Source organism: Allobosea sp. CRIB-10, from assembly GCF_900112185.1.
GTDB lineage: Bacteria > Pseudomonadota > Alphaproteobacteria > Rhizobiales > Beijerinckiaceae > Allobosea.
Map to the genome: position 1 here is coordinate 101,461 of NZ_FOKP01000006.1, position 22,982 is coordinate 124,442.

22 protein-coding genes are annotated in these 22,982 nt (G+C 68.2%); 5 read left to right on the forward strand and 17 right to left on the reverse strand.

All coding sequences use genetic code 11. The features are described from left to right. The first annotated feature begins 212 nt into the window (after positions 1-212). Complete coding sequence (gene flhA, locus BMZ69_RS10545; RefSeq protein ID WP_092156587.1) at positions 213-2,339, forward strand: flagellar biosynthesis protein FlhA; 2,127 nt, start codon at positions 213-215, stop codon at positions 2,337-2,339. Between the two features lie 6 nt (positions 2,340-2,345). On the opposite strand, the gene BMZ69_RS10550 is transcribed toward flhA, so the two are convergent. Beyond that, the gene (locus tag BMZ69_RS10550; RefSeq protein WP_210188011.1) at positions 2,346-2,900 is read right to left on the reverse strand and encodes a helix-turn-helix domain-containing protein; all 555 of its coding nucleotides are present in this window, start codon (positions 2,898-2,900) and stop codon (positions 2,346-2,348) included. Positions 2,901-3,041: 141 nt separating this feature from the next. Between BMZ69_RS10550 and BMZ69_RS10555 the strand changes: the two genes are divergently transcribed. Further along, positions 3,042-3,929: a DMT family transporter gene (locus BMZ69_RS10555; RefSeq protein WP_092156588.1), complete on the forward strand. Its 888-nt coding sequence runs from the start codon at positions 3,042-3,044 to the stop codon at positions 3,927-3,929. A 4-nt stretch (positions 3,930-3,933) separates the two neighbouring features. On the opposite strand, the gene BMZ69_RS10560 is transcribed toward BMZ69_RS10555, so the two are convergent. The 11 genes from BMZ69_RS10560 to BMZ69_RS10610 form a co-directional block, all read right to left on the reverse strand. Then, positions 3,934-5,028, reverse strand: a complete 1,095-nt coding sequence (locus tag BMZ69_RS10560) for a lysylphosphatidylglycerol synthase transmembrane domain-containing protein (RefSeq protein WP_092156589.1) — start codon at positions 5,026-5,028, stop codon at positions 3,934-3,936. Positions 5,029-5,311: 283 nt separating this feature from the next. After that, positions 5,312-5,689, reverse strand: coding sequence for a CopM family metallochaperone (locus tag BMZ69_RS10565; protein ID WP_092156590.1), 378 nt, complete (start codon positions 5,687-5,689; stop codon positions 5,312-5,314). 80 nt (positions 5,690-5,769) lie between these two features. Then, entirely contained in the window at positions 5,770-7,560 is a 1,791-nt protein-coding gene (locus tag BMZ69_RS10570; protein WP_092156591.1) for a cobalamin-dependent protein, read from the reverse strand. A gap of 12 nt (positions 7,561-7,572) precedes the next feature. Beyond that, a complete protein-coding gene (locus BMZ69_RS10575) occupies positions 7,573-8,367 on the reverse strand; it encodes an aspartate dehydrogenase (RefSeq protein WP_092156592.1) in 795 nt (264 codons plus the stop codon). Between the two features lie 11 nt (positions 8,368-8,378). Then, complete coding sequence (locus tag BMZ69_RS10580; protein ID WP_092156593.1) at positions 8,379-8,891, reverse strand: cupin domain-containing protein; 513 nt, start codon at positions 8,889-8,891, stop codon at positions 8,379-8,381. A gap of 12 nt (positions 8,892-8,903) precedes the next feature. After that, positions 8,904-10,517 (reverse strand): ABC transporter ATP-binding protein, encoded by a 1,614-nt coding sequence (locus BMZ69_RS10585; RefSeq protein WP_092156594.1) that lies wholly within the window; start codon positions 10,515-10,517, stop codon positions 8,904-8,906. Continuing rightward, entirely contained in the window at positions 10,514-11,344 is an 831-nt protein-coding gene (locus BMZ69_RS10590; protein WP_092156595.1) for an ABC transporter permease, read from the reverse strand. The genes BMZ69_RS10585 and BMZ69_RS10590 overlap by 4 nt, the downstream gene beginning before the upstream one ends. Before the next feature lie 3 nt (positions 11,345-11,347). After that, positions 11,348-12,325 (reverse strand): ABC transporter permease, encoded by a 978-nt coding sequence (locus tag BMZ69_RS10595; RefSeq protein WP_092156596.1) that lies wholly within the window; start codon positions 12,323-12,325, stop codon positions 11,348-11,350. A 133-nt stretch (positions 12,326-12,458) separates the two neighbouring features. After that, entirely contained in the window at positions 12,459-14,063 is a 1,605-nt protein-coding gene (locus BMZ69_RS10600; protein ID WP_092156597.1) for an ABC transporter substrate-binding protein, read from the reverse strand. Positions 14,064-14,110: 47 nt separating this feature from the next. Continuing rightward, a complete protein-coding gene (locus BMZ69_RS10605; RefSeq protein WP_175506752.1) occupies positions 14,111-14,950 on the reverse strand; it encodes a VOC family protein in 840 nt (279 codons plus the stop codon). 353 nt (positions 14,951-15,303) lie between these two features. Next, positions 15,304-16,068, reverse strand: a complete 765-nt coding sequence (locus BMZ69_RS10610; protein WP_092156599.1) for a GntR family transcriptional regulator — start codon at positions 16,066-16,068, stop codon at positions 15,304-15,306. A gap of 132 nt (positions 16,069-16,200) precedes the next feature. On the opposite strand from BMZ69_RS10610, the gene BMZ69_RS10615 reads away from it, so the two are divergent. Continuing rightward, a complete protein-coding gene (locus BMZ69_RS10615; RefSeq protein ID WP_092156600.1) occupies positions 16,201-16,980 on the forward strand; it encodes a pyrroline-5-carboxylate reductase family protein in 780 nt (259 codons plus the stop codon). A gap of 5 nt (positions 16,981-16,985) precedes the next feature. On the opposite strand, the gene BMZ69_RS10620 is transcribed toward BMZ69_RS10615, so the two are convergent. The 5 genes from BMZ69_RS10620 to BMZ69_RS10640 are packed head-to-tail and all read right to left on the reverse strand — an operon-like array spanning position 16,986 to position 20,766. Further along, positions 16,986-17,738 (reverse strand): SDR family oxidoreductase, encoded by a 753-nt coding sequence (locus tag BMZ69_RS10620; RefSeq protein ID WP_092156601.1) that lies wholly within the window; start codon positions 17,736-17,738, stop codon positions 16,986-16,988. Positions 17,739-17,760: 22 nt separating this feature from the next. Further along, entirely contained in the window at positions 17,761-18,696 is a 936-nt protein-coding gene (locus BMZ69_RS10625; RefSeq protein WP_175506753.1) for a 3-hydroxyacyl-CoA dehydrogenase NAD-binding domain-containing protein, read from the reverse strand. A 2-nt stretch (positions 18,697-18,698) separates the two neighbouring features. After that, positions 18,699-19,529, reverse strand: a complete 831-nt coding sequence (locus tag BMZ69_RS10630) for an alpha/beta fold hydrolase (RefSeq protein WP_092156603.1) — start codon at positions 19,527-19,529, stop codon at positions 18,699-18,701. Continuing rightward, the gene (locus BMZ69_RS10635) at positions 19,526-20,395 is read right to left on the reverse strand and encodes a hypothetical protein (protein ID WP_092156604.1); all 870 of its coding nucleotides are present in this window, start codon (positions 20,393-20,395) and stop codon (positions 19,526-19,528) included. The genes BMZ69_RS10630 and BMZ69_RS10635 overlap by 4 nt, the downstream gene beginning before the upstream one ends. Positions 20,396-20,442: 47 nt before the next feature. Continuing rightward, the gene (locus BMZ69_RS10640) at positions 20,443-20,766 is read right to left on the reverse strand and encodes an NIPSNAP family protein (RefSeq protein ID WP_092156605.1); all 324 of its coding nucleotides are present in this window, start codon (positions 20,764-20,766) and stop codon (positions 20,443-20,445) included. Between the two features lie 251 nt (positions 20,767-21,017). On the opposite strand from BMZ69_RS10640, the gene BMZ69_RS10645 reads away from it, so the two are divergent. Next, the gene (locus BMZ69_RS10645) at positions 21,018-22,004 is read left to right on the forward strand and encodes a thiamine pyrophosphate-dependent dehydrogenase E1 component subunit alpha (RefSeq protein WP_092156606.1); all 987 of its coding nucleotides are present in this window, start codon (positions 21,018-21,020) and stop codon (positions 22,002-22,004) included. Between the two features lie 2 nt (positions 22,005-22,006). Continuing rightward, entirely contained in the window at positions 22,007-22,981 is a 975-nt protein-coding gene (locus BMZ69_RS10650) for an alpha-ketoacid dehydrogenase subunit beta (protein WP_092156607.1), read from the forward strand. Position 22,982: the final 1 nt, after the last annotated feature.

Here is a 22,982-nt window from a genome sequence, read left to right on the forward strand (position 1 = left end):
TGCTTCGGCCAGGCGGCCAATGTCGTCGGCCCACCTGAAATTGGACGGCCGAATGCGGCCAGAAGGCGGCCATTCGATAACAGCCCGTTCAGGGAAAGGTTCCGAAAGGGATTTTTTGAGGGTTCCTAACCACTCGTTAACCATGTGCTCGGCAAGAATTGCCGGGTACGGCAGCCGTCCGGCGACGGGTGACGCGTGGGAGCGGTTCTTCGATGAGCGATGTGACAGCGGGCAGCGGCGGGGGCATGCAGATGCCGACGCGCGGCCAGATGGGCGCGCTGCTCAACCGGCCGGACCTGTTCCTCGCCATCGGCGTGATGGGCATCCTCGTGGTGCTGATCTTTCCGCTGCCGGCGATGCTGCTGGACATGCTGCTGGCGCTCTCGATCATCCTGTCGGTGCTCGTCCTGATGACGGCGCTGTTCATCGAGGAGCCGCTGGAGTTCTCGGCCTTCCCGACCGTGCTGCTGATCGTGACGATGCTGCGGCTGGCGCTGAATCTCGCCTCGACGCGCCTCATCCTCGCCCATGGCCATGAAGGCACGGCTGCCGCCGGCCATGTCATCGAGGCCTTCGGCAATTTCGTGATGAGCGGCAATTTCGTGATCGGGGTGATCGTCTTCACCATCCTGATCATCGTCAACTTCGTCGTCATCACCAAGGGTTCGGGCCGCATCGCCGAGGTGGCGGCGCGCTTTGCCCTCGACGCCCTGCCGGGCAAGCAGATGGCGATCGACGCCGACCTCTCGGCCGGGCTGATCGACCAGGACGTGGCCAAGGTCAGGCGCAAGGCGCTGGAGGACGAAGCCAACTTCTTCGGCTCGATGGACGGTGCCTCCAAGTTCGTGCGCGGCGACGCGATCGCCGGCCTCCTGATCACCTTCATCAACGTGATCGGCGGCATCATCATCGGCGTCGCGCAGCAAGGCATGAGCTTCGGCGCCGCGGCGCACAGCTACACCCTGCTCACCGTCGGCGACGGTCTCGTCAGCCAGATCCCGGCGCTGATCGTCTCGACCGCGGCCGGCCTGCTCGTCTCGAAATCGGGCGTGCGCGGCGCCGCCGACAAGGCGCTCGGCCGGCAGCTCTCGGGCTATCCCAAGGCGCTCGGCATGTCGGCGGCGGTGATGCTGCTGATCGCCATCCTGCCGGGCATCCCGATGCTGCCCTTCCTCGTGCTCGCCGCTGGCGCGGGCTGGCTGGCGCGGCATTTCGGCAAGCTCGCCAAGGCGCGCGAGGCGGAGGCGGCGGTGCAGGGCGTACCGGGCGCCACGCCGCTCGCGGCCGACGGCACGGCGAAGGAAGAGACGCTGAACGACCTGCTCAAGCTCGACGAGCTCAAGATCGAGATCGGCTACGGCCTGCTGCCGCTGGTCAACGCGCCGGGCGGCGCCGACCGCCTCACCGACCAGGTCAGGGCGCTGCGGCGCCAGCTCGCCGCCGAGCTCGGCTTCGTCATGCCGGCGGTGCGCATCGTCGACAACGTCCAGCTCGAGGCGAACCACTACTTCATCAAGATCAAGGAAATCGATGCCGGCCACGGCATGGTCTATCCCGGCCAGTACATGGCGATGGACCCGATGGGCGGCAGCGTGACGCTGCCCGGCCACAATGTGCTTGAGCCGACCTTCGGCCTGCCGGCGACCTGGATCGACGGGGCGCTGCAGGACGAGGCGCAATTGCGCGGCTACACCGTGGTCGACGCGGCGACGGTGATCTCGACCCATCTTACCGAGGTGCTGAAGTCGCATATGCCGGAGCTGCTCTCGCATGGCGAGGTGCAAAAGCTCCTGCGCGAGCTGCCCAAGGACCATGCCGACCTCGTCAAGGAGATCGTGCCGCAGCAGATCTCGACCACCGGCATCCAGCGCGTGCTGCAATTGCTGCTGTCCGAGCGCATCTCGATCCGCGATCTCGGCACGATCGTGGAGGGCATCGCTGAGGTCGCCGGCAGCATCCGCAATCCGCGCGATATCGCCGAGCATGTCCGCGTCCGCCTCGCCCGCCAGATCTGCGCGCAGTTCTCCAATCAGCACGGCCAATTGCCGATCATCACGATGTCGCCGGCCTGGGAGAGCGTCTTCGCCGAATCGATCGTCGGCCAGGGCGAGGACCGGCACCTGGCCATGCAGCCCTCGCGGCTGCAGGACTTCGTCCATCAGGTGCGCGAGAAGTTCGAGGATGCGGCCCGGCTCGGCGAGATGCCGGCTCTGGTCACCTCCGGCATGGCGCGGCCCTTCGTGCGCCAGATCATCGAGCGCTTCCGCCGCGAGACGCCGGTGCTCTCGCAAAGCGAGATCCACCCGCGGGCGAAGCTCAGGACGGTGGGGAGCGTCTGACGGCGCTCAGCGCCGGCTCACCACCACGAGATAGCGCGCCGGCTCGGTGCCGGGATTGCTAAAGCGGCAATCGCTGGGCGGGCCTAGCTCCATGCAGTCGCCTACCTGAAGCCGGGTGATGATGCCGCCCTCGTCGAAATCGAGCTCTCCCGACTGCATCCAGATCTGCTGGCGGATGAAGGCGTAGGAGCTGGCGGGATAGGCGATCGCCGCGCCGGGCGGCAGCTCCCCTGCGACCAGTTCGAGATCGCCATTGCCGGCTGGCGAGATCGCGCGGCGGATGAAGCCGGTCTCCGGATCGCGCCAGAGCGGCTGGTCCTTGGCGCGGCGCACGCGCTCGCCCGCATTCTCGATCCGCGCCAGCAGGTTCGACAGGGTCAGGCCGAAGGCGCCGGAGAGCCGGCCGAGCAGCACCGCGGTCGGGCTCGCCTCGCCGCGCTCGATCCGGCTGATCATGGCGCGCGAGACGCCGGAGCGCTCGGCGAGATCGTTCAGGCTCCAGCCGCGACCCTCGCGCTCGCCGCGCAGCCGCTCCGCTAATCTTGACCCGAGATCGTCCATCATCATACCCTTGATTCTCTTATAATAGAGTGCGGCACGGGCGTTGGCCAGAGGATGGGGGCAGGTGCCCTCCATCGACGCCATGGCCGCATGCCGGGCCAGCATTGGTCCTTCCCTGCCACCCTCGCTAATCGCAAGCTCATGTCCCGCAACGCCGTCCTCTTCGCGCTGATGTGCCTCGTCTGGGGCCTGACCTGGCTGCCGATCAAGGTCGGTTCGCAGCATGTGCCGCCGGTCTTCCTGGCGGCGTCGCGCTTCGTCATCGCCGGCACGTTGATGCTGGCCTGGGCCGGGCGGGACGTGCTGAAGGTGCCGGCCGCAGCCTGGCCGCGCGTCGTCATGACAGCGCTGCTGCTCAACACCGGCAACTACACCCTGCTGTTCTGGGGCACGGCCCAGGCACCGACCGGGCTCGCGGCGATCGTCAATTTCGCGACCATCCCGATCTTCACCATCATCGCGAGCTACCTGATCGAAGGGCATACGATCGGCGGGCGCAAGCTCGCGGCGATCGGGCTCGGCGCGGTCGGGCTTGGCTTCCTGTTCTCGACGCGGGCGCTGGGCGGGCTCGCGGCGGCCAAGGGCGGGCCGCTCGAGCTCTGGGGGCTGGCGGCGGTCGCCGTCGGCACGCTGCTCTACTGCTTCGGCGCGGTCTGGTCGCGGCCGGTGATGGGGCGCATCCCGACGCTGACGCTTGCCGGCTGGCAGACGCTGATCGGCGGCTTCGGCCTCTGCCTGATGTCGGCGCTGCTGGAGACTGTGACGCCGGCCCATTTCAGCGCGCTGGTCTCGTGGCCGGTGCTGCCGGCTGTGGCGATGCTGGTGATCGGCGGCTCGCTGATCGGCTTCACCATCTATCTCAGGCTGGTGCGCGACTGGGGCGCCTTCCGGGCCGGGCTCTACGCCTTCATCAGCCCGGCGGTCGCGGTCGGGGCTGGCGTCTTCGCGCTCGGCGAGCCGTTCGGACCGGCCGAGGCGATCGGCAGCCTCTTGATGTTCGGGGCGGCGGCGATCGCGCTCAAGCGCTGAACCGTCACTCCGGCTTGTCGATGTGCAGGGCCGCGGCCTTGGCCGCCGCCTGTTCCTGCGCCTTCAGCTGCGTCTCGTGCGCCAGGGCCTTGCGTAGCTGCGCGCGTTCGAAGGCGAGCACGATCGGCAGCGAGATCACCAGCGGGATGATCAGGTAGAACATCCGCCAGACCAGCAATGCCGCGAAGACGGCGGGAGCCGGCACGCCCGGCATCACCGCCAGGAACACCGCCTCCATCACGCCGACCCCGCCTGGAACCTGGCTGAGCAGGCCGGCCGAGAACGAGATCAGGAAGGCGCCGAGCACGATGAAGAAGCCGGGATTGCCCTGCTCTGGCAGGGCGAAATAGATGATGCCGGCGGCGCCCATCAGCTCCAGCGGCGCGGCGAGATATTGCCGGGCGACGATCGGCAGGCGCGGATAGACCAGCTCGAACGAGCCGATCTTGAGCGGCTTGAAGCGCAGCCAGGCGCCGATGGTGTAGAGCACGCAGAAGGCGAGCAAGCCGAAGCCGATCAGGCGGGCCTGCTTGTCGCCGATGCCGAACCAGGTCGAGAGCCGGTGCAATGGCCGCAGGATCTGCGGCTCGCCGACGAGCACCAGCCCCATCAGCATGATCGTGCCGAAGGCGAATGTGAAGGAGCAGAGCGCGACCAGGATCGCGATCTCGGCGGCGCTCAGTCCCTTCGCGTGATAGGCGCGGTAGCGCACCATGCCGCCGGAGAAGACCGAGGCGCCGATATTATGCGAGAGCGCGTAGGTGACGAAGGAGCAGAGCGAGATATAGGCCCAGGAGATGCCCTTCTCGCGATGCAGGTGCAGAAGCGCGATCCGGTCGTACCAGGCGAGCGCGGCATAGGCGACGAGCGTCGCCAGGCCGGCATGGAAGAAGGCTGCGGGTGGGATCAGCGCGATCTTCTGGCCGATGCCGGTGGCGACGATCTTGACCGCGTCCCAGAGGCCGGCCTGTTCGAGCTGGGCCGCGACGGCCTCGTTGGTCAGGGCCTCGGTCTTGAGCTTGTCCCAGAGCAGGTCGACCGACCAGACGACGGCGACGAGGCCGATCAGGGGCCAGAGATAGTCGAGGTATTTTTTCATCGAACCCGCGAGCAGCCGGAGGCGAGAAAGACCGTTCGCCAAGTCTCCCGAACCCTCATCCTGAGGAGCCATGTCGCAGACATGGCGTCTCGAAGGATGTTTCAGGAGGCTCCGGAACCATCTGGAGCATCCTTCGAGACGCCGCTGCGCGGCTCCTCGGGATGAGGGCTGAGGTGTCAAACAGACTCTGAAGCGTCTCTCTGCCAGTGCCTGCCTTGCAGGGCAAGCGGCGGCGCGAAGCCTGCCTCTCGATCGTCACCAATCCGGAGGCAGGCGACAGGCATCACTTGCCGCGCTTCTTCAGCCAGTCGCGCAGGAAGGCGATCTCCTTCTCCTGCTCGGCGATCACGCTTTCGGCGAGCTTGCGCAATTCGGGATCCTTGCCGTGGGCGAGCACGACCTTGGCCATGTCGACCGCGCCCTGATGATGCGGGATCATGCCGCGGGCGAAATCGACGTCGGGATCGCCGCTGAAGCTGATGTTCATCTCCTTGTGCATCTTGTCGTTGGCGGCCTTGTAGTCTTTCGTCGCGGCCGTATCGGCAGGCGTCGCGGCGCCATGACTGCCATGGCCCTGATGGCCCTGGGCGAGAGCGGTGCCGGCCAGGCCGAGGCTGGCGAAAAGGGCGGCGCCCGCCAGGAGGTTGCGGGTGGTGATCATGCTGATGTCCTCTCGGGAAGCCGGTCTTGCATGCCCGGACCCTCCGCGCCGATCATGTCAGCAACGCGGCCAAGGTCGCCTCAGGCAGCCCCGGCCTGCGCCGAGCGCATCCGCGCGAGCGTCTCCAGCTCGGCGACGAGGCCTTCCGGCGTGGGGCAGGGGATGATGCCGAGCCGGGCGAGATCGTCGGTGACGTCGACCGGCAAGCCGGAATTCGAATCCTCCGGGATCTGGTTGAGGCGGCCGCCGATGCAGACCGGCAGGTTCGTGCCGGCGCGCTCCAATGCTGCGAGCACCTCGGTCGCGAAGCGCAAGGCGATGCCGTTATAGGTGCTGATCGCGATGACGTCGCAGCCATTGGCCAGGGCAATGGCGACGAGATCGTCGGGATCGGCCGAGGTGCCGCCGTCGACCGCCTCTGCGTCCAATCGCGTGAGCAGGTGCTCGATCAGGCTCTTGCCGTGCTCGTGCACGTCGCTGCTGGCGATGCAGACCTTGAGGCCGGCCTGCCCGATGCCGATGCGGGCGGGCATTGCTACCTTGTCGAGCCAGCCTTCCGTCTCGTGCCGGAGCTCCTCGACCCATTCTGCCTCGACCACGGCGCGGCGCCCGCCCCAGGCGGCACGGTCGGACGCGCCGGAGCCGTAGAGCGCCTCCAGCCGCCGCGGGCCGATGCGGCGCAGCGCCAGCATGATCGCGGCGGCGTCGGCGATGTCGACGCCGAGATCGGCAAGGCCGGTGAGGACCCGGCAGCGGAATTTGTGTGCGCCGGCGACGAGGCTGTCCGCCATCGCATCGACAGGGGCGAGGTCGATCAGGCCGAGGCTGCCGGAGGCGTGCTCGACCAGCCGGCCGGCGAAGGTCTGGGCGTCGATGATCTCGTCGGTGTCGGGAATGCGCTCGTTCTCGGTGACCGGCACGGGGTTGATCGCGTGACCGCTGTGCTGGCGGCGCAGCGACCAGATATCGGCCTGCAGATAGCTGGCGAGGCTGGCGAAATTGCCGGCCGGCGTCGACTTGTAGCTGACCGTATTGCCGAAGATCATGCTGCCGGGGGTGTCGGTCACCTGCATCAGCGCATGATGGAAGGCGAGCCGCACCAGCGGCGCGGTGAAATGGTGGCCGTAGCAATGCGAGGCGCGGGCGCCGATCAGCTCCTCGACGATGTATTTCTCGATCAAGACCATGCCGAGCGCCGAACTCATGTCGGAGAACAGGCCGGCGAAGCCGTCGTCGAGATTGGAATGGACGAGCACCTCGACCGGCTGGGCCGCGATCAGGCCGAGCGCCGTCACGGTCGCCTCGGTCGTGGCGACGTCGTCGTCCCAGTCCGGCAGGCGGAAGGTGAAATACTGGCCGAGATTGCCGACGGTGGTGACGCCGGCCGCCAGCGCGGCCCGAGTGTTTTCGACCGCGCCGGGCAGGCCGAGCATGAAGTCGCCGAAATGCGCCGCGGCCGGGACGACGCCGGTGATGCGGGAAAAATCCTCGGGGCCGGAGAGCACGATGCCGGTGCCGCGCGGGCGCTTGTCGCGCTCGGCAAGCGGATAGCCCATCGACCAGTCGAGCGTGATGCCGAAGCGGTCGACCCCGAAGCCGAGCTTCGCGCAGCTCTCGTGCACCGTCCGGATCGCCTCCAGCGTGCGTTCGACGCTGCGGAAGCCGATATGGGCGTGCTGCATGATGCGGCCTTCGCCCGCCATGCGCCGCTTGTAGTCAGCCTCGCAGGCGACGCCAGCCGTATCGAGGAAGAGGTTGCGGCCGACCTGCCAGTCGCGCGCCATGGCGGCGCCCTGCGCCAGCAGCTCGGCGCCCGGCCGCAAATCCGGCGGGACGAGGTCGGCGAGCTTCGGCAGCGCGGGCGCGGTCATCGATGTCCTCTCCTAGACCGCGATGCGATCGAATTGCCGGCGGATCGCCGCGGTGAGGCTGGCGGCCGTCAGGGCCGAGGTCTTGGGGTTGGCGGGGGCGGGCAGGTTGACGAAGCTCAGCCGCGCCGTGCCGAGCGCACTCTCCGCCTCGATCTCATGGGTGTTTCCGGCTGCCTTCGGGTCGGAGACGATGCGGACCGAGAGGCGGTCGTGCCCGACCGCCAGCGCGATGGTCAGCCCGACATTGAGGTTCTTCGGATAGAGCCTGGCGGCTTCGCGCGCCGTGCCCTCATAGAGTGCGATCTCGATCTGTGCGGCCTTCTCGGCGAGGCCAAGCGCAGCGAGTTCCGGACCCCAGGCAGCCGGCGGCTTGCGCGAGGTGTAGCGGACGCGGGCGTCTGCCGTCTCGCGCAATGCGGCGAGATAATCGAGGCCGCCGACCGCGCCGGAGGGCACGATCAGCCGCGTCCCGCCCTGCTCGGCGGCTTCGGTGAGGCGGGCGAGGAGATCGTCGTCGGCGAGCGCTCCGGTCGAGGCCGGCAGCACCGGAATGCCGGCGGCGAGAACCGCGGGAAGGGTCTGGGCGACCGCAGCCTGTCCGGCGACCTCGACGACCAAAGCAGGACCCCAGGCAAGGAGCTCATCGATGCTGGCGACGAGGGCGATGCCCTCCGGAACGCTCGCGCGGCTCGGCGAATCCGGCCGCAGCAGGCAGGCGAAGGAGAAGCCCTCGCTCCCGAGCCGGGCATGGATGTCCCGGGCGATCGTGCCGAAGCCGATCAGGCCGATCCGTCGTTCGCTCGCCATCACCGATTCCCTCAAGGTTGACGCTGGTCCTTCGGCTGGGCCGCGAAGACCGTCTGGCGCTCGATCTCAAGCACGTTCTCCGGCCGCGGGAAATTCTCCGGGGCCGGCTCGCCTGCCATACGCGGGCGGCCGATCAGGCGGAAGAAGTCTTCGAGGCCGTTCGGCACGATCAGCCAGACCCAGTGCAGATCCTCGGTGCCGTCGTTGATGAACATGTGGCGGCGGCTCTTGCCGACGAAGATCGCGGTGCCCGGCACGGCCGGCACGTCCTGGCCGTCGAGCACGGCGCGGCCCTTGCCCTTGAGGAAGTAGATGACCTCCTCATGGCGGTCATGGCTGTGCTCGCGGACATGGCCGCCGGGCGGTACGGTCTGGGTGCCGAAGGCGAGCGGATTGTCCATCCTGACCTTGGACGGGTCGAGCGCGACCTCGATATGGCCGTTGGCCGGGACGGGCTGCCAATAGCTCGTCGCGCTGCCGGGCTGGACGACGAAGGTCTCGCCGGGTTCGTGGATCTCGCTCATGGTGAGGCTCCGTCAGTTCGCTCGTCCCGGCACGGCGGAAAGCAGCTTGCGGGTATAGGGATGCTTCGGCGCGGCGAAGATGTCGGCGGTGATGCCGTGCTCGACGACCTCGCCGCGCTGCATGATCGCGATCCGGTCGCAGATCTGCGCCGCGACGCGCAGGTCATGGGTGATGAAGATCATCGAGAGCGAAAGCTTGTCGCGCAGCTCGACCAGGAGCTTGAGCACCTGCGCCTGCACGGAGACGTCGAGCGCCGAGACGGCCTCGTCCGCGACCAACACCTTGGGTTCGAGCGCCAGAGCCCTGGCAAGGCCGATGCGCTGGCGCTGGCCGCCGGAGAATTCGTGTGGCAGGCGGTCGGTCGCGGCCGGGTCGAGGCCGACGAGCGCGAAGAGTTCCTTGGCGCGCGCCATCGCGTCGGCACGCTTCGTGCCGCGGGCGATCAGGCCCTGGGTGACGAGATCGCCGACGCTGCGGCGCGGGTTGAGCGAGGCGTGGGGATCCTGGAAGACCATCTGGACGAGATGGCGCTGGCGCCGCAGCGCCTCGCCCGCGAGCCCGCCGAAATCGACGCCGCCGAGCTCGATCGCGCCGCTGTCGGGATCGAGCAGGCGCACGATGCAGCGGGCCAGGGTCGACTTGCCCGAGCCGCTCTCGCCGACGATGCCGAGCGTCGCCTGGCTCGGCAGGGAAATGCTCGCCGACTTCACCGCATAGGTGACGCGCTGCTTGCGGCCGAACCAGCCGCCGCCGGTGCGGTAGGTCTTGGAGAGCTCGCGCACGGTCGCGATAGTCTGGTCGGGCAGAGCGCGCGGCGGCGGGGGCATCAGGCTCGGCACCGCCGCGATCAGCGCCTTGGTGTAGGGGTGCTGCGGATCGTGCAGCACAGCCTGCGCGCTGCCGGATTCCACCACCTTGCCGTGCTGCATCACCATGACCCGGTCGGCGATCTCGGCGACGACGCCGAAATCATGGGTGATGAACAGCACCGCCATGCCGGTGCGGCGTTGGATGTCGCGGATCAGCTCGAGGATCTGCGCCTGGATGGTGACGTCGAGCGCGGTGGTCGGCTCGTCAGCGATCAGGATCTTCGGTTCGAGCGCCAGCGCCATGGCGATCATCACGCGCTGGCGCTGGCCGCCCGAGAGCTCGTGCGGATAGGCGCGATAGGCCGAGGCCGGCTCGGGAATGCCGACCTCGTCGAGCAGCTTCAGCGCCCGCGCCTCGATCTCAGCCCTCGGCAGGTCGGTATGGGCGCGAAACATCTCGGCGATCTGGTCGCCGGCGGTGCGCAGCGGGTTCAGCGCCGTCATCGGCTCCTGGAAGATCATGCCGATCTCAGGGCCGCGGATGGCGCGCAACTCGTCCTCGGAGAGGCGGACGATGTCGCGCTCGCCGAGCATGATCCGGCCGCTGCGGACCGGCAGCGAGGGCGGCAGCAGTCCCATCAGCGCCGAGGCGGTCATCGACTTGCCGGAGCCGCTCTCGCCGACGACGCAGACGATCTCGCCGGCGTTCAGGGTCAGCGACAGCTTCTCGACGGCGAAGGGCCGGTCGGCGCCCCTGGGCAGGGCGATGGAAAGGTCCTCGATGCGGACGAGCGGGGCAAACACGGGAACGCTCATCGGTTGCGCAGCCTCGGATTGAGCGCATCGTTCAGTCCCTGGCCGACCAGCGAGACCGAGAGAATGGTCAGCAGGATGGCGACGCCAGGAATCGCCGAGACATACCATTCGCTGCGCAGCACCTTGCGGCCCTGGCCGATCAGGTTGCCCCAGGAGGCGATGTTCGGGTCGGAGAGATCGAGGAAGGCGAGGGCGCTCTCCAGGAGGATCGCGGTCGCCATGACGACGCTGCCATAGACGATGATCGGGGCGAGCGCGTTGGGCAGGACCTCGCGGAAGATGATCCAGCGATTGGTCAGGCCGAGCGTGCGGCAGGCCTGGACGAATTCGCGGTTGCGCAGGGTCAGGAACTCCGCCCGCGTCAGGCGCGCCACAGCCGGCCAGGAGACGACGCCGATCGCGATCGTCACCGCCGTCATGTTCGAGCCGACGACCACGACCAGCACCAGCAGCAGGATGAAGTTCGGCAGGGTCTGGAAAGCTTCGGTGAGGCGCATCAGCACGTCGTCTGTGAGACCACCGTAGAAGCCGGCGAGCGCGCCGATGACGATGCCGATCGCGATCGCGATCAGGGTCGAGACGATGCCCATCAGCAGGGTGGTGCGGGCGCCATGGGCAATCTGGGCAGCGATGTCGCGCCCCGATGCGTCGGTGCCGAGCAGGAAGCGGCCGGCGGGATTGGGCCATTGCAGCGGCCGGCCGGCGAGGCCGAGCGGATCGCGCGGATAGAGCACGTCGGCGAACAGGGCGAGGCCGACGATGACGACGAGCAGGACGAGGCCGAGCATGGCGGCCGGGCTCATCAGGAAATGCTTGAGCGCCTTCATGGCTCAGGCTCCCGCGCTCATGCGGGGATCGAGCCGCGCATAGATCAGATCGACGACGAAATTCACGCAGATGACCATGACGGCGGAGACGAAGACGATGCCGAGCAGGGTGTTGAGATCGCGCTGGACCACGGATTCATAGGCGAGGCGGCCGATGCCCGGCAGCGAGAACACGCTCTCGATCACCACAGAGCCGCCGAGCATGGTGCCGGCCTGCAGGCCGATCAGCGTCATCATCGGGAGGAGCGCGTTGCGCAGCACATGCCGACGGACGATCTCGCCGCGGGTCAGCCCCTTGGCGCGGGCGGTGCGGACGAAATCGAGCGTCGAGACCTCCAGCATCGAGGCGCGCATGATGCGCAGATAGATGGCGAGGAAGATCAGGGCGAGCGTGATCGTCGGCTGGATCAAATGGCGGGCGATGTCGAGCACCAGCCAGATACCGGTCGCGCCCGAGCCGATCTCGTAGAGCCCGCCCGGCGGCAGCCAGGCCAGCCAGATCGAGAAGACGACGATGCTCATCAGGCCGAGCCAGAAGGACGGCGTCGCGTAGAAGAGCAGACCGAGCAGCGAGATCAGGGTGTCGGCCCAGCCGTTGACGCGCTGCGCCGAGACGATGCCGAGCAGCATGCCGGCGAAGAAGGCGAAGCTCAGCGCCGAGAGCATCAGCATCAGCGTCGCCGGCAGCCGCTCCAGGATCACGGTCGCGACCGGCTTGTTGTAGATGGCGGAGAAGCCGAGATCGAGCCGGACCAGCCGCCAGAGATAGTCGAGCAGGCGCACGGCCGTGCTGCCTTCCAGCCCGTAGAAGCGCCGCAGCTCGGCCGCCTGCGCCGGGTCGCCGCCGCCCATCTGCGCCATCAGCGCATCGACGGTGTCGCCGGGGGCGAACTGCAGGAGGATGAACAATCCGGCGAGCAGGATGAGCAGCGTCGGAATGCTGCTCAGCAGGCGTCGTCCGGCCAGTTTCAGAATGTGCATGAGCCGTGGTCTTCAAGCGCCGGACATGCCGGGATGGCCGGCATCCGAGAGCGTCGGGCGGGTCTTGTCAAAAGGCGATGGTCAGGCGAGGAGCGGCCACCCGTCGAGGGGCGGCCGCTCCGGCTCGGCCGGATCAGGGCTCGAACCACAGATCCGCCCAATGGCTCGACGGCCAGCGCGGATTGTTGTGGTGGTTCTTCAGCTTCTTGCTGGTGACCGAGATGAACTGGCGCTCGGTCGCCATCCACAGCGGCACTTCGGTGTTGAGCAGGTTGACGAGCTCCGGATAGGCGGCCTTGCGCTTGGCCGGATCGATCTCGAAGGCGGCGTCGTCCATCATCTTGTCGGCCTTGGGGTCGACCCAGCCCCACTGGTTGGTGAAGGCGGTGCCCTTCGGGCTGCCCGAGCGGTACCAGACCATGGTGCTGATCGCCGGGTCGGCGCGGTAGATGTGCCAGCCGGTCGAGAGATCGTAGTCCCAGTCGCGATAGACCGCGGTGAGATAGGTCGCGGCGTCCGGACGCTGGAGCTCGACCTTGATGCCGACCTGCTGCAGCGACTGCTGGATGAAGGTCGACCAGAGCGGGATATCCTCGCCGAAGGGCGGGCTCAGCATCTTCACCGAGAAGCGCACCCCGCCGGCGCCGCGCTTGAAGCCGGCCTCGTCGAGCAGCGCATTCGCCTTCTTGACGTCGAAGGCATAGTCCGGCGCGCCGGCCTTGTAGAAATTGGTCGAGACCGACGGGATCGGCCCATGGGCGCGCTTGCCGTTGCCGTACAGGAAGTTCTCGATGAAGAAGTCGGTGTCGACCGCGTGGATGATGGCGCGGCGCACGCGGACGTCCGAGAGCTCCTTGCGGCGCAGGTTGAACTCGATCGTGTTCTGGAAGGGCTGGCGCTCATTGCCGCGCGAGGAGACCTCGAAGCGGGCATCCTTGCCGAGCCGATCGATGTCGGCGAGCGGCAGCGAGGAATAGTTGCTCATATGGACCTGGCCGGCCTCGATCGCGGCGGTCGCGGCGGCCTTGTCGGTGATGAAGCGCCAGACGATCTTGTCGAGATAGGGAAAGCCCTTGCGCCAGTAGTCGGGGTTGCGCTCGGCGATGACGTATTGCCCGCGCTCATACTGGGCGAACTTGAACGGGCCGGTGCCGATCGGAGCGACATTGGCCGGGTTGTCGAGGATGTTGCTGCCCTCGTAGACATGCTTCGGCGCGATGTAGCCGAGGTCCGGCGCCGCGCCCATGAACAGGTCCATCGGCATCGGGCGGCTGTAGCGGAAGATCGCGGTGTGGGCGTCGGGCGTGTCGACCGCTTCCAGCGCCGAATGCAGCGCGGTGCCGTAGTTCAGGTGCTTCTTCCACAGTTCCATCGCCGTGTACTGCACGTCGGCCGAGGTGAAGGGCTTGCCGTCATGCCATTTCACGCCCTCGCGCAGCTTGATGGTGATGGTCTTGCCGTCGGGCGAGCCTTGCCAGCTCGTCGCCAGCATCGGCTCCAGCTCGCCCTTCTCGTTGAGGTCGACCAGTGGCTCCATGATCTTGGAGGCGATGACGTAGACGCCGGTCGAGGCGCGCAGGGCCGGGTTCAGGATGCGCTGCTCCTGCGGCATGTGCACGGTGATGGTGCCGCCGCGCTTGGGTTCCTGGGCGAAGGTCGTGTTCGGCAGCGCGGCAGCCATTGCGAGCGCGCCGGCGCTGGCGAGCAGGCGGCGCCGTGTCGGATATGTCGTGGTCATGGTCCCCTCCATTGTCGTGATTGCTTGTGATCGTCGTCGGCGAGCGGTCATTCCCGCCGGGCGGATGCCTCCCAGCCGATCAGCGCGCCGTCGACGCCTGCGCAGAGCAGGGCGTTCGGGCCGGTCCATTCGGCGAAGGGCGCCGCTGCCTCGATGTCCGCGATCGCCAGGACGATGCCGCAGCGCGGCAGCGGCTCACCGGCCTGCCGCCCCCAGCGTGTCGCGAAGTCCGTTTCATCGACGAAGACCAGATCGGCGCCGCGCGGGCGCATGGCGACGGTATGGACGCCGGCAGTTGCGCCGACCGGCAGATTAAGCAGCTTGCCGCAGAGTTCGGCTTCGGCCCGTGGATCGGCGGCGACGATCTCGATCCGTTTCAAAGCCCGGGCGCCGTTGCGATGCGCAGTCAGGCTCGGCAGCCAGACGGTATCGCGAGTGAGATGCTGGCAGGCGAACAGGCGCACCCCGGCCGGCGCCGGCTCCAGCGGCCATTGAAAGATGCGGAAGCCTGCCTCGCCCATGCGCCCGCCATCGAGCTCGACGGGGCGGCGGAATTCGAACGGGCCGGTGCTGTCGGCAAAGCCGTCGCGTTTCAGGCCGGCGAGGCCGGCAGCGGCGTCGTCGGTGCGCATGGCCAGGCGCTCGAGCCCGGCGCCATCGGCCAGGAAGCTGCGGGTCGGGGCGTTGAACTCGGTGGCGGTGAGCACGCCGAGGAGTTCGAGATAGTCGTCCTCGAACATGATCGTGTGGTTGCCGGTGCCGAGATAGTCGCTGTGCAGACCGCGCGGCGAGACCGTGAAACCCAGCGCCTGCAAGCGCGCAGCCGACGCCGACAGCTCGCTCACGGCGACAACGATGTGGTCGAGCCCGAGGACGTGGTCGCGCATCCCTGGAGGTTCCATTCACAGCGGGATTTCCCCGATACACGGAACGTGTCATAAGTGCATGCAGTTGTACAGGCACTTTTGGACATCGCGTGCGCAGCCCCTGCCCAAATCGCATAACCTTGCTGAGGAAAGCGCCGGTCGTGGCACGCGCAGCGTTGGCCCGCGAGGTGGACGGGCCGACAAAAAACGCTTCGAATTCAAGGTCGAACGACAGCCGCGCGACCGCATGCGGCGACGTAGAGGGCTCCGCGCTAGAGCATTTCCGCAATTCTTCGAATCGCGAAATTGCTCTAGGTCCTTGTTTTATCGTATTTTCTTCACGCGAACCGGCGTCCACTTCGCTCGAAAATGCTCTATTTCCGCGCGGCGCGGCCCCGGCGGCGGGGCGGAGCGTCCTCGTCCGGCAAATAGCTCTTCAGGAGCGCTTCCTTGAGGGCGGCGCGGGCTTCGGCGAAGGTCAGCGAGATGTGCTGGCGCAGGATGCCGACGCCGCGCTCGCGGTCACGTGCGACCAGGGCTTCGACGATGCGCGTATGGTCGTCGACCAGGCTCCAGTGCTGCGGGGCGTTCTCGATCTGCGCCCGGCGCACGAAGCGGATACGGGCATTCATGCCGGTGAGCTGGTGGACGATCTCGGGGTTGTTGGCGAGTTCGGCGAGGTGGACGTGGAAGGCCTCGTCCAGTTCGAGGATCTCGTCCGGGTCGCGCTTGTCATAGCGCGGATGCGCATCAGCCCAGAAGGCCTGGAGCCGGGCGATGCCGGCTTCGTCGGCGCGCTCGCAGGCCAGCGCGAAGGCGCCGGTCTCGATGATCGAGCGCATCTCGAACAGGTCGAGCAAATCGTCGATGTCGAGCCCGCGGAAGCAGAAGCCGCGATTGGGCGTGAACACCAGGAAGCCTTCCGAGGCGAGCCGGTTCAGCGCCTCGCGGACCGGGGTGCGCGAAAGGTCGAGCATCTCGGCGAGATGGACCTCGTTGATTCGCTCGGCCGGGCGCATCTTGAACTCGACGAGCTGCTGCCGGATCGCCTTGTAGGCGCGCTCGGCGCTATCGGCGGCACGGCGCGGCGCGATCTTGTCGGCCTTCTCTGCGGTCGTGGCCTTGGCGGTCTTCGGCATTCAGCCTCTCTGTCCGGCCGGTCTGCGGTCGCGTCCGGCCTCTCGACGCTTCATGCTTGAAAGCGCCTCGCCCGCAAAAATCAACCACCGATCGCCATTGCTGCAAGCAGTGTGCGCACTCATGGATGCAACATGACACGAATCGGCTTCCTCGGCGTCGGCCATCTCGCGGAAGAGATGATCACCGGGCTCCTGCGCAGTGATCTACCAGCGGGTGAGATCATCCTGTCGCCGCGCGGGCATGGGCCGAAGCTTGCAGAACGCCACGGCATCGCGCTTGCCAGCGACAATGGCGCGCTCGTTGCCGCCGCCGACATCGTGCTGCTGGCGACGCGCCCGGGCGATGCGATCGTCGCGGTGACGGGGCTGGGCTGGCGGCCTGGCCAGATCCTGGTCTCGGCCTGCGCCGGGGTGTCCCTGGCGGAGTTGCGCGCGGCAGCCGGTCCTGCGGAGGTGGCGCGGATCATGCCGCTGACGGCGGCCTCGATCGGCGCGAGCCCGACGACGGTCTATCCCGACCTGCCGGCGCTGCGGCCGCTGCTGACGCGGCTCGGCGCGGTCATCCCGCTCGCCGACGAAGCCGGATTCGAGACCGCGTCGGTCAGCGCCGCGATCTATGGCTGGGCCCAGGTGCTGATCGGGCTCGGACGCGACTGGTCGCTCGCCCATGGCCTGGCACCGCAGACGGCGCGGCAGCTGGCGGCGGAGACCTTCGTCGCCGCCGGCCGGATGATCGCCGAGCGGCCGGAGGCGGTCGAGGCGCTGCTCACGAGCCTGGCGACGCCGGGCGGCATCACCGAATGCGGCCTGAAGGTGCTCGAAGCGGGGGACGTCGAGGCGAGCTGGATCGCCGCCTGCGACGCCGTGCTGGAGAGGCTGACGGGCGCACCGGCGAACACCCGCCGCGCCTGAACGGCTCAGCCCTCCACCGATTTGAAGACGTGGCCGCCGACCGCCTGGTCGGTCGGCGAGATCTCGATCTCGGTGACGTCGACATGCTCAGGCAAGGCGAGCACCGCCGCGATGGTCTCGGCGATGTCCTGCGGCTGCAGCGCGCGGACATGGCCGTACATGGTCTCGTTGAGGCGCTCGCGGTCACCGCCGAAAGCGCGCAGATAGATCTCGGTCTCGACCCGCCCCGGCGCGAGATCGGTGACGCGGACATTGCTGCCGGCGAGATCGTAGCGCAGCGAGCGGCAGGCATGGGCGAGCCCGGCCTTGGCGCCGCCATAGGCCGAGGTCCCGGCGAGCACGCCGCGGGCTGCTGTCGTGGTGATGTTGACGACATGGCCGCGCCGGCGCGCCACCATGCCGCCGAGCAAGGCATGCATCAGCAGCATCGGCGCGGTCAGGTTGACGGCGATCGTCTCGGCGATCTCGTTGGCGCTTTGCTCGTAAAGCGGCTTCACCGTCGCGACCATGCCGGCATTGTTGACGAGCACGTCGATCTCGGCCCCGCCGAGCCCGGCGACGATCGCGTCGGTGTCGCGGACATCGGCGACGACGGGCACGACGCCGAATGCGTCGACCACGCCGGCGAGCGCCTCGCGGCTGCGGGCGACGCCGTAGACGGTGAGGCCCATCCCGGTCAGGCGGGCGCAAATCGCGGCGCCGATGCCGCGCGAGGCGCCGGTGACCAGGGCGGTGCGATAGGGAAGGGGCGTTGCCATGCGGATGCTCCCGTTGCGATCGTCAGAGGGCGGCGCGCTGCGTCATCACGCGCAGCAGGTCGACGAGGCCGGCATCGCGCTGGTCGCGCAGTTCGGCGTCGCTGCGATTGCGAATGGCCTCGCGAACCTCCTGGGAGACGCGCGCGATCGTCGCCGGCTCCAGCCTGGCATCGCCGAGATCGTCCCAGATGTCCTGATAGGTCTTGCCGTATTTGGTCAGGAAGGCCTCGATGCCCTCGGCGTTGAGGTGGTTCGAGATGAACGAACCCTGCAGCGTCCATTTCGGGCCGGGGCCGTAGCAGAAGGCGCGGTCGACATCCTCGGCGCTGGCGACGCCGCTCTCGACCAATGCGATCGCCTCGCGCCACATCGCGCCCATCAGCCGGAGCGCCAGATGCCCGGTGATCTCCCTGCGCAGCACGGCCGGCTTCTTGCCGAGCCCATCGTAGAAGGCGCGCGTCTGCTCGATCACCTCCGGCGCCGTGTCGCGGCCGCCGACGATCTCCACCAGCGGCATCAGGTGGACCGGGTTGAACGGGTGGGCGAGCACGATGCGCTGCGGCCGGGCGCAGTTCGCCTGCATGTCCGAGACCAGCAGCGCGGAAGATGAGGAGGCGATCACGACGTCGTCGCCGACATGGCGCTCGATCGCCGCGAGCAGCTCCTGCTTGAGATCGAGGCGTTCGGGGCCCGATTCCTGAACGAAGGCGACGCCGGCGAGCGCCTTGCCGAGATCATCCGAGAAGCGGACAGGGCCGCGCGCCGTGCGGGCCGGCGCCAGCCGTTCGAGATCGTCGATCAGCGCCGGATGCAGCGCCTGGAAGGCCTGCCAGCGCGCCGGGTCGGGGTCGTAGCAGGAGACCTCGTAGCCGTGATGGGCGAAGGTCGCCGCCCAGCGCTGGCCGATGGTGCCGAGCCCGACCACGCCGATCGGCCCGCGCATCGCGTTCACATCCATGATCATGTCCTCGTCCCGGCGGCGGAAGACCTACCGCGCAAAAAGTCCAGCACCGCGTCGCGGTAGCGTTCGGGCTCGGCCCGCATGGCGTAGTGGCCGCCGCGCGGCAGCACAGCGAGCTCCGCCTGCGGGATGCCGTCGGCGAGGCGCTGCGAGAGATAGGCTGGGGTGACGATGTCGTCGGCCGCGACCACGACGCGAACAGGGCAAGCGATCTCTGCCAACCGATCCTGCGCATCATGACCGAGCACGGCGAGCATGCGCTCGCGCACCACCGCGGCATCCGTCGGCTTCGAGCGGGCGGCTGCCGCCTGCAGCTCCGCCTCGACGACGGCGTCATTGGCGTCGAGCCAATAGGGTGCGTTGAGGAGCGTCACCGCATGGCGGCGATAGGCGTCGATGCCGAGCTTATCGAGCAACTCGATCCGCCCGGCGAAGAGCCGTCGCATATAGGCGCAGGGGCGGGCGAAGGTCGCCGACAGCACCAGCCGCGTGATACGCTCCGGCTGGGCGAGCGCCAGGTTCTGCGCGATGGCGCCGCCGGTGGAGTGGCCGAGGATGGCGGCGCTGGCGATGCCGAGATGGTCGAGCAGGCCGGTCAGGTCCGCGCGCATCGCGTCGATGCTGGTGGGGCCCTCCAAGACCGAGGAACCGCCGACGCCGCGATGGTCGTAGGTGACGACCTGGAAATAGGGCGCACAGATTTCGGCGAAGGCGTTCCAGAACGACGCCAGCCCGCCCAGGCCCGAGATCAGCACGAGCGGCGGGCCGTCGCCGCGCAGCGTGTAGGCGAGGCTTCCGCCATCGGCGAGAGGAGCGAGCCCGGTTCTCATGCGGCCTCGTCGAGGGCGGAGCGGGTGGCTGCGTTGACCGCCGACCACGGGATGCGCAGGTCGAGCCAGGCCGCCAATCGGCCGGCGCAGAGGATGGCTTCGTCGACCAGCGCCGCGAGCGGGACGTCGTCGCGGCCGAAGGCGGCCTCCAGCGCGAAGATCGCCGCGGCGCTCTCGCCGAGATGGCAGAAATCGCGCAGCCGGGTCGCGGCCTTGTTGGAGGCGACGGCGGCGATGCGGCGGGAGATGCGCGGCTCTTCCGTCGCAAGGCCGCCGCGGACCCACCAGAGCAGTTCGTGCAGGATGCGCGCCTCCGATTCCGCCAGGAAGAGCGGACCGGCTGGATGCATGGTCGCGCGGGAGGCCAGCAGAGCCTCGATATCGGCGGGCGCGGCGCTCCAGAGCTCTTGCCGGAGGACGAGGAGTTCGGCCGGAACCTGCGAGGGCCGCGGTTCCGGCGCCTGCACGCCTTCGACCGGCACGAGATTGCCGGCGAAGAGCCTGCGCCCGTGCTGCTCGCGCAAGCGAAGGCCGAGCGCCTGGAGTTCCGGCAACCCGCCCTCGATCCGGCCGAGCAGGGTGACCTGCGCCGTCTCGGCCTGGAGCGGCGCGAAGATCAGCTCGAGGAACTGCCGCGCCGGCCAGTACAGGAAGGCGCCGGGCTGCGCCTCCATGACGTCGACGCCGCCCTCGGCATCCTCGACGAAAGGCGCATGCCAGTAGATGTGCTGGCCGGCGATCTTCGGGGTGTGGAGCTGGAGTGCGGTGGGCAAGCTCGCGGCGAGCGTGGCAAGCGTGCGAGGCGCCCGCGCCGTATCGCAGGCGATGCGCCAGCGCTCGTCGCCGACGATCAGGTCGAGTTTCATGGGCTGGATGTCCGGCGCGGGATCGTCTTGGTTCAGGGCTTTCCGTCTCAGGGCTTGGGCTTGAAAAAGGAGACGGGCTTGAGGATCTGGTTGCGCATGTCGAGCAGCGGGTCGGCCTCGACGACCTGCCGGCGATAGGCCTGCCAGGCGTGATCGGCCTCCATCGCGTCGCGGCGCGTCTCGCGGTCGGCCAGGCTGTCGTACTGCCAGAGATGCACGACGCGGCTGAGATCGCCGATATGGGTCTGGAAGAAGCCGAAGGGCTCGCCGAGATACTGCCGCTGCATCGGCAGGCCGACATCCTCATAGAGCTTCAGGAAGTCGTTCAGGCGGTTCGGCCGAGCCGTATAGACGCGGTGGTCGAAGATCATCGTCCTTCTCCTCTGGTTCCGGCGGAAAGCCGGCCGTTCCTCCGGCGACGCCTCGTGATCGGAGCGCGCGTTCGCCGTCATGCGGCCGGTCCTGTCGCTTCGCTGCAAGACTGCATTATATTGTGTAGACACTTATAGCGTCGCGCCGCGGACTGCGCTAGGGTCTCTCGCAGCGAAAGCTATGAGCGCCTCGATCTGCCTGCCCGGAGCCGGAGAGTCAGGCGCCGAAAGCAGGGGAGAACGCGGCGGCGATGAGGAATTCACCGACGGTGGACGAGCAGCTCGACATGCTCGGGCGGATGGTGGCGGTGCGCCATCTCGAGGAGCGGCTCGGCGAGCTGCACAAGGCCGGCAAGACGCGCGGGCCGATCCATCGCTGCGACGGCCAGGAGGCGGTCGGCATCGGCGCGACCGCGATGCTGGGCGATGACGACCTGCTCACGAGCACGCATCGCGGCCATGCGCATTATGTCGGCAAGGGCGTCGGCCTGCACCCGATCGTCGCCGAAATCCTCGGCCGCGCCACCGGCGTCTGCGCCGGACGGGCCGGGCACATGCTGATCGCCGATGTGAAGAAGGGGCTGCTCGGCGGCAACGCCATCGTCGGCGGCGGCATTCCGGCGGCGACGGGCTTCGCCGTCTCGCTGCAGATGAGGAACCGCGCCGACGGCGGCCAGCGCGTCGCCATGTGCATCTTCGGCGACGGCGCGGCGCAGACCGGCATCTGCCATGAATCGATGAACATCGCGGCGCTGTGGACGCTGCCCGTCGTCTTCGTGCTGGAGCACAACCAGTACGGGCTGACCGCGCATCATTCGACGCAGTCCTCGGTGCCCGACCTCTCCGTCCGGGCGGCCGGCTATGGCATGCCGAGCGAGATCGTCGACGGCAACAACGTGATCGCCGTCCATCGCGCCGTCGGTGCCGCGGTCGAGCGTGCCAGGCGCGGCGAGGGGCCCTCGCTGATCGAGGCCAAGACCTATCGCATGGTCGGCTTCTCGACGAGCGATGTCGGCGGCTATCAGAAGGACGAAGACCTTTCCCTCTGGCGCAAGCGCGATCCGATCGTGCTCGCCCACGCCATGCTGGCCGACAGCGTTTCGGCCGAGCGGCTCGACGCGGTCATGGCGGCGGCGCGCGCCGAGGTCGATGCGGCGGTCGAGCAGGCGCTGAACGACCCGCTGCCGAGCTTCGCCGACCATGCGCCGAGCGCGCCCTATACCGTTGCGGGAGCCTGACCATGGCGATGATGCGTTATGCCGAGGCGCTGCGTTCGGCGCTGCGCGAGGAGATGCAGCGCGATCCATCCGTCTGGCTGATGGGCGAGGACATCGCCGTCTATGGCGGCGTCTTCAAGGTTTCCAAGGACCTGATGGCGGAGTTCGGGCCGGAGCGGGTGCGCGACACGCCGATCTCCGAGCAGACCCTGACCGCGATGGCGGTGACAGCGGCGATGGCCGGCACCCGCCCGGTGCTGGAGATCATGTATGCCGATTTCCTGCCGCTCAGCGTCGACGCGCTGATGAACCAGGCCTCGATCTACAATTACATCTGGAACGGGCAGGTCACGATGCCCTTCGTGCTGCGCACGCAGGGCGGCGGCGGGGCCGGCGCCGGCGCGCAGCACTCCAAGAGCCTCGACGCGCTCGTTGCCCATATCCCCGGTCTCAAGGTGGTCGCGCCGGCAACGGCGGCGGATGCCAAGGGCCTGCTCAAGGCGGCGATCCGCGATGACCATCCGGTGGTCTTCCTGGAGCACAAGCTGCTCTACAACACGCGCGACGAGGTTCCGGACGGCGATCATCTCGTCGAGATCGGCAAGGCCCGCATCGCCCGTGCCGGCAGCGACGTCTCGATCATCGCCTCCTCGAAGATGGTGGTCGACGCGCTGAAGGCGGCCGACGAGCTGGCCAAGGAAGGCATCTCCGCCGAGGTCGTCGACCTGCGCACGCTGCGCCCGCTCGACCGCGAGACGATCAAGGCCTCGATCGCCCGCACGCACCATGCCGTGGTGGTCAACGAGGGCTGGCGCTTCTGCGGCTATGCCGCCGAGCTCAGCGCGACGATCATGGAGAGCTGCTTCGACGATCTCGACGCCCCGGTCGAGCGCGTCGCGACCCATGACATCCCGATCCCCTACAGCGAGCCGCTGGAAAGCGCCGTCCTGCCCGATGCCGCCAAGATCGCGGCGGCGGCGCGCCGGGCCCTGGCCTGAG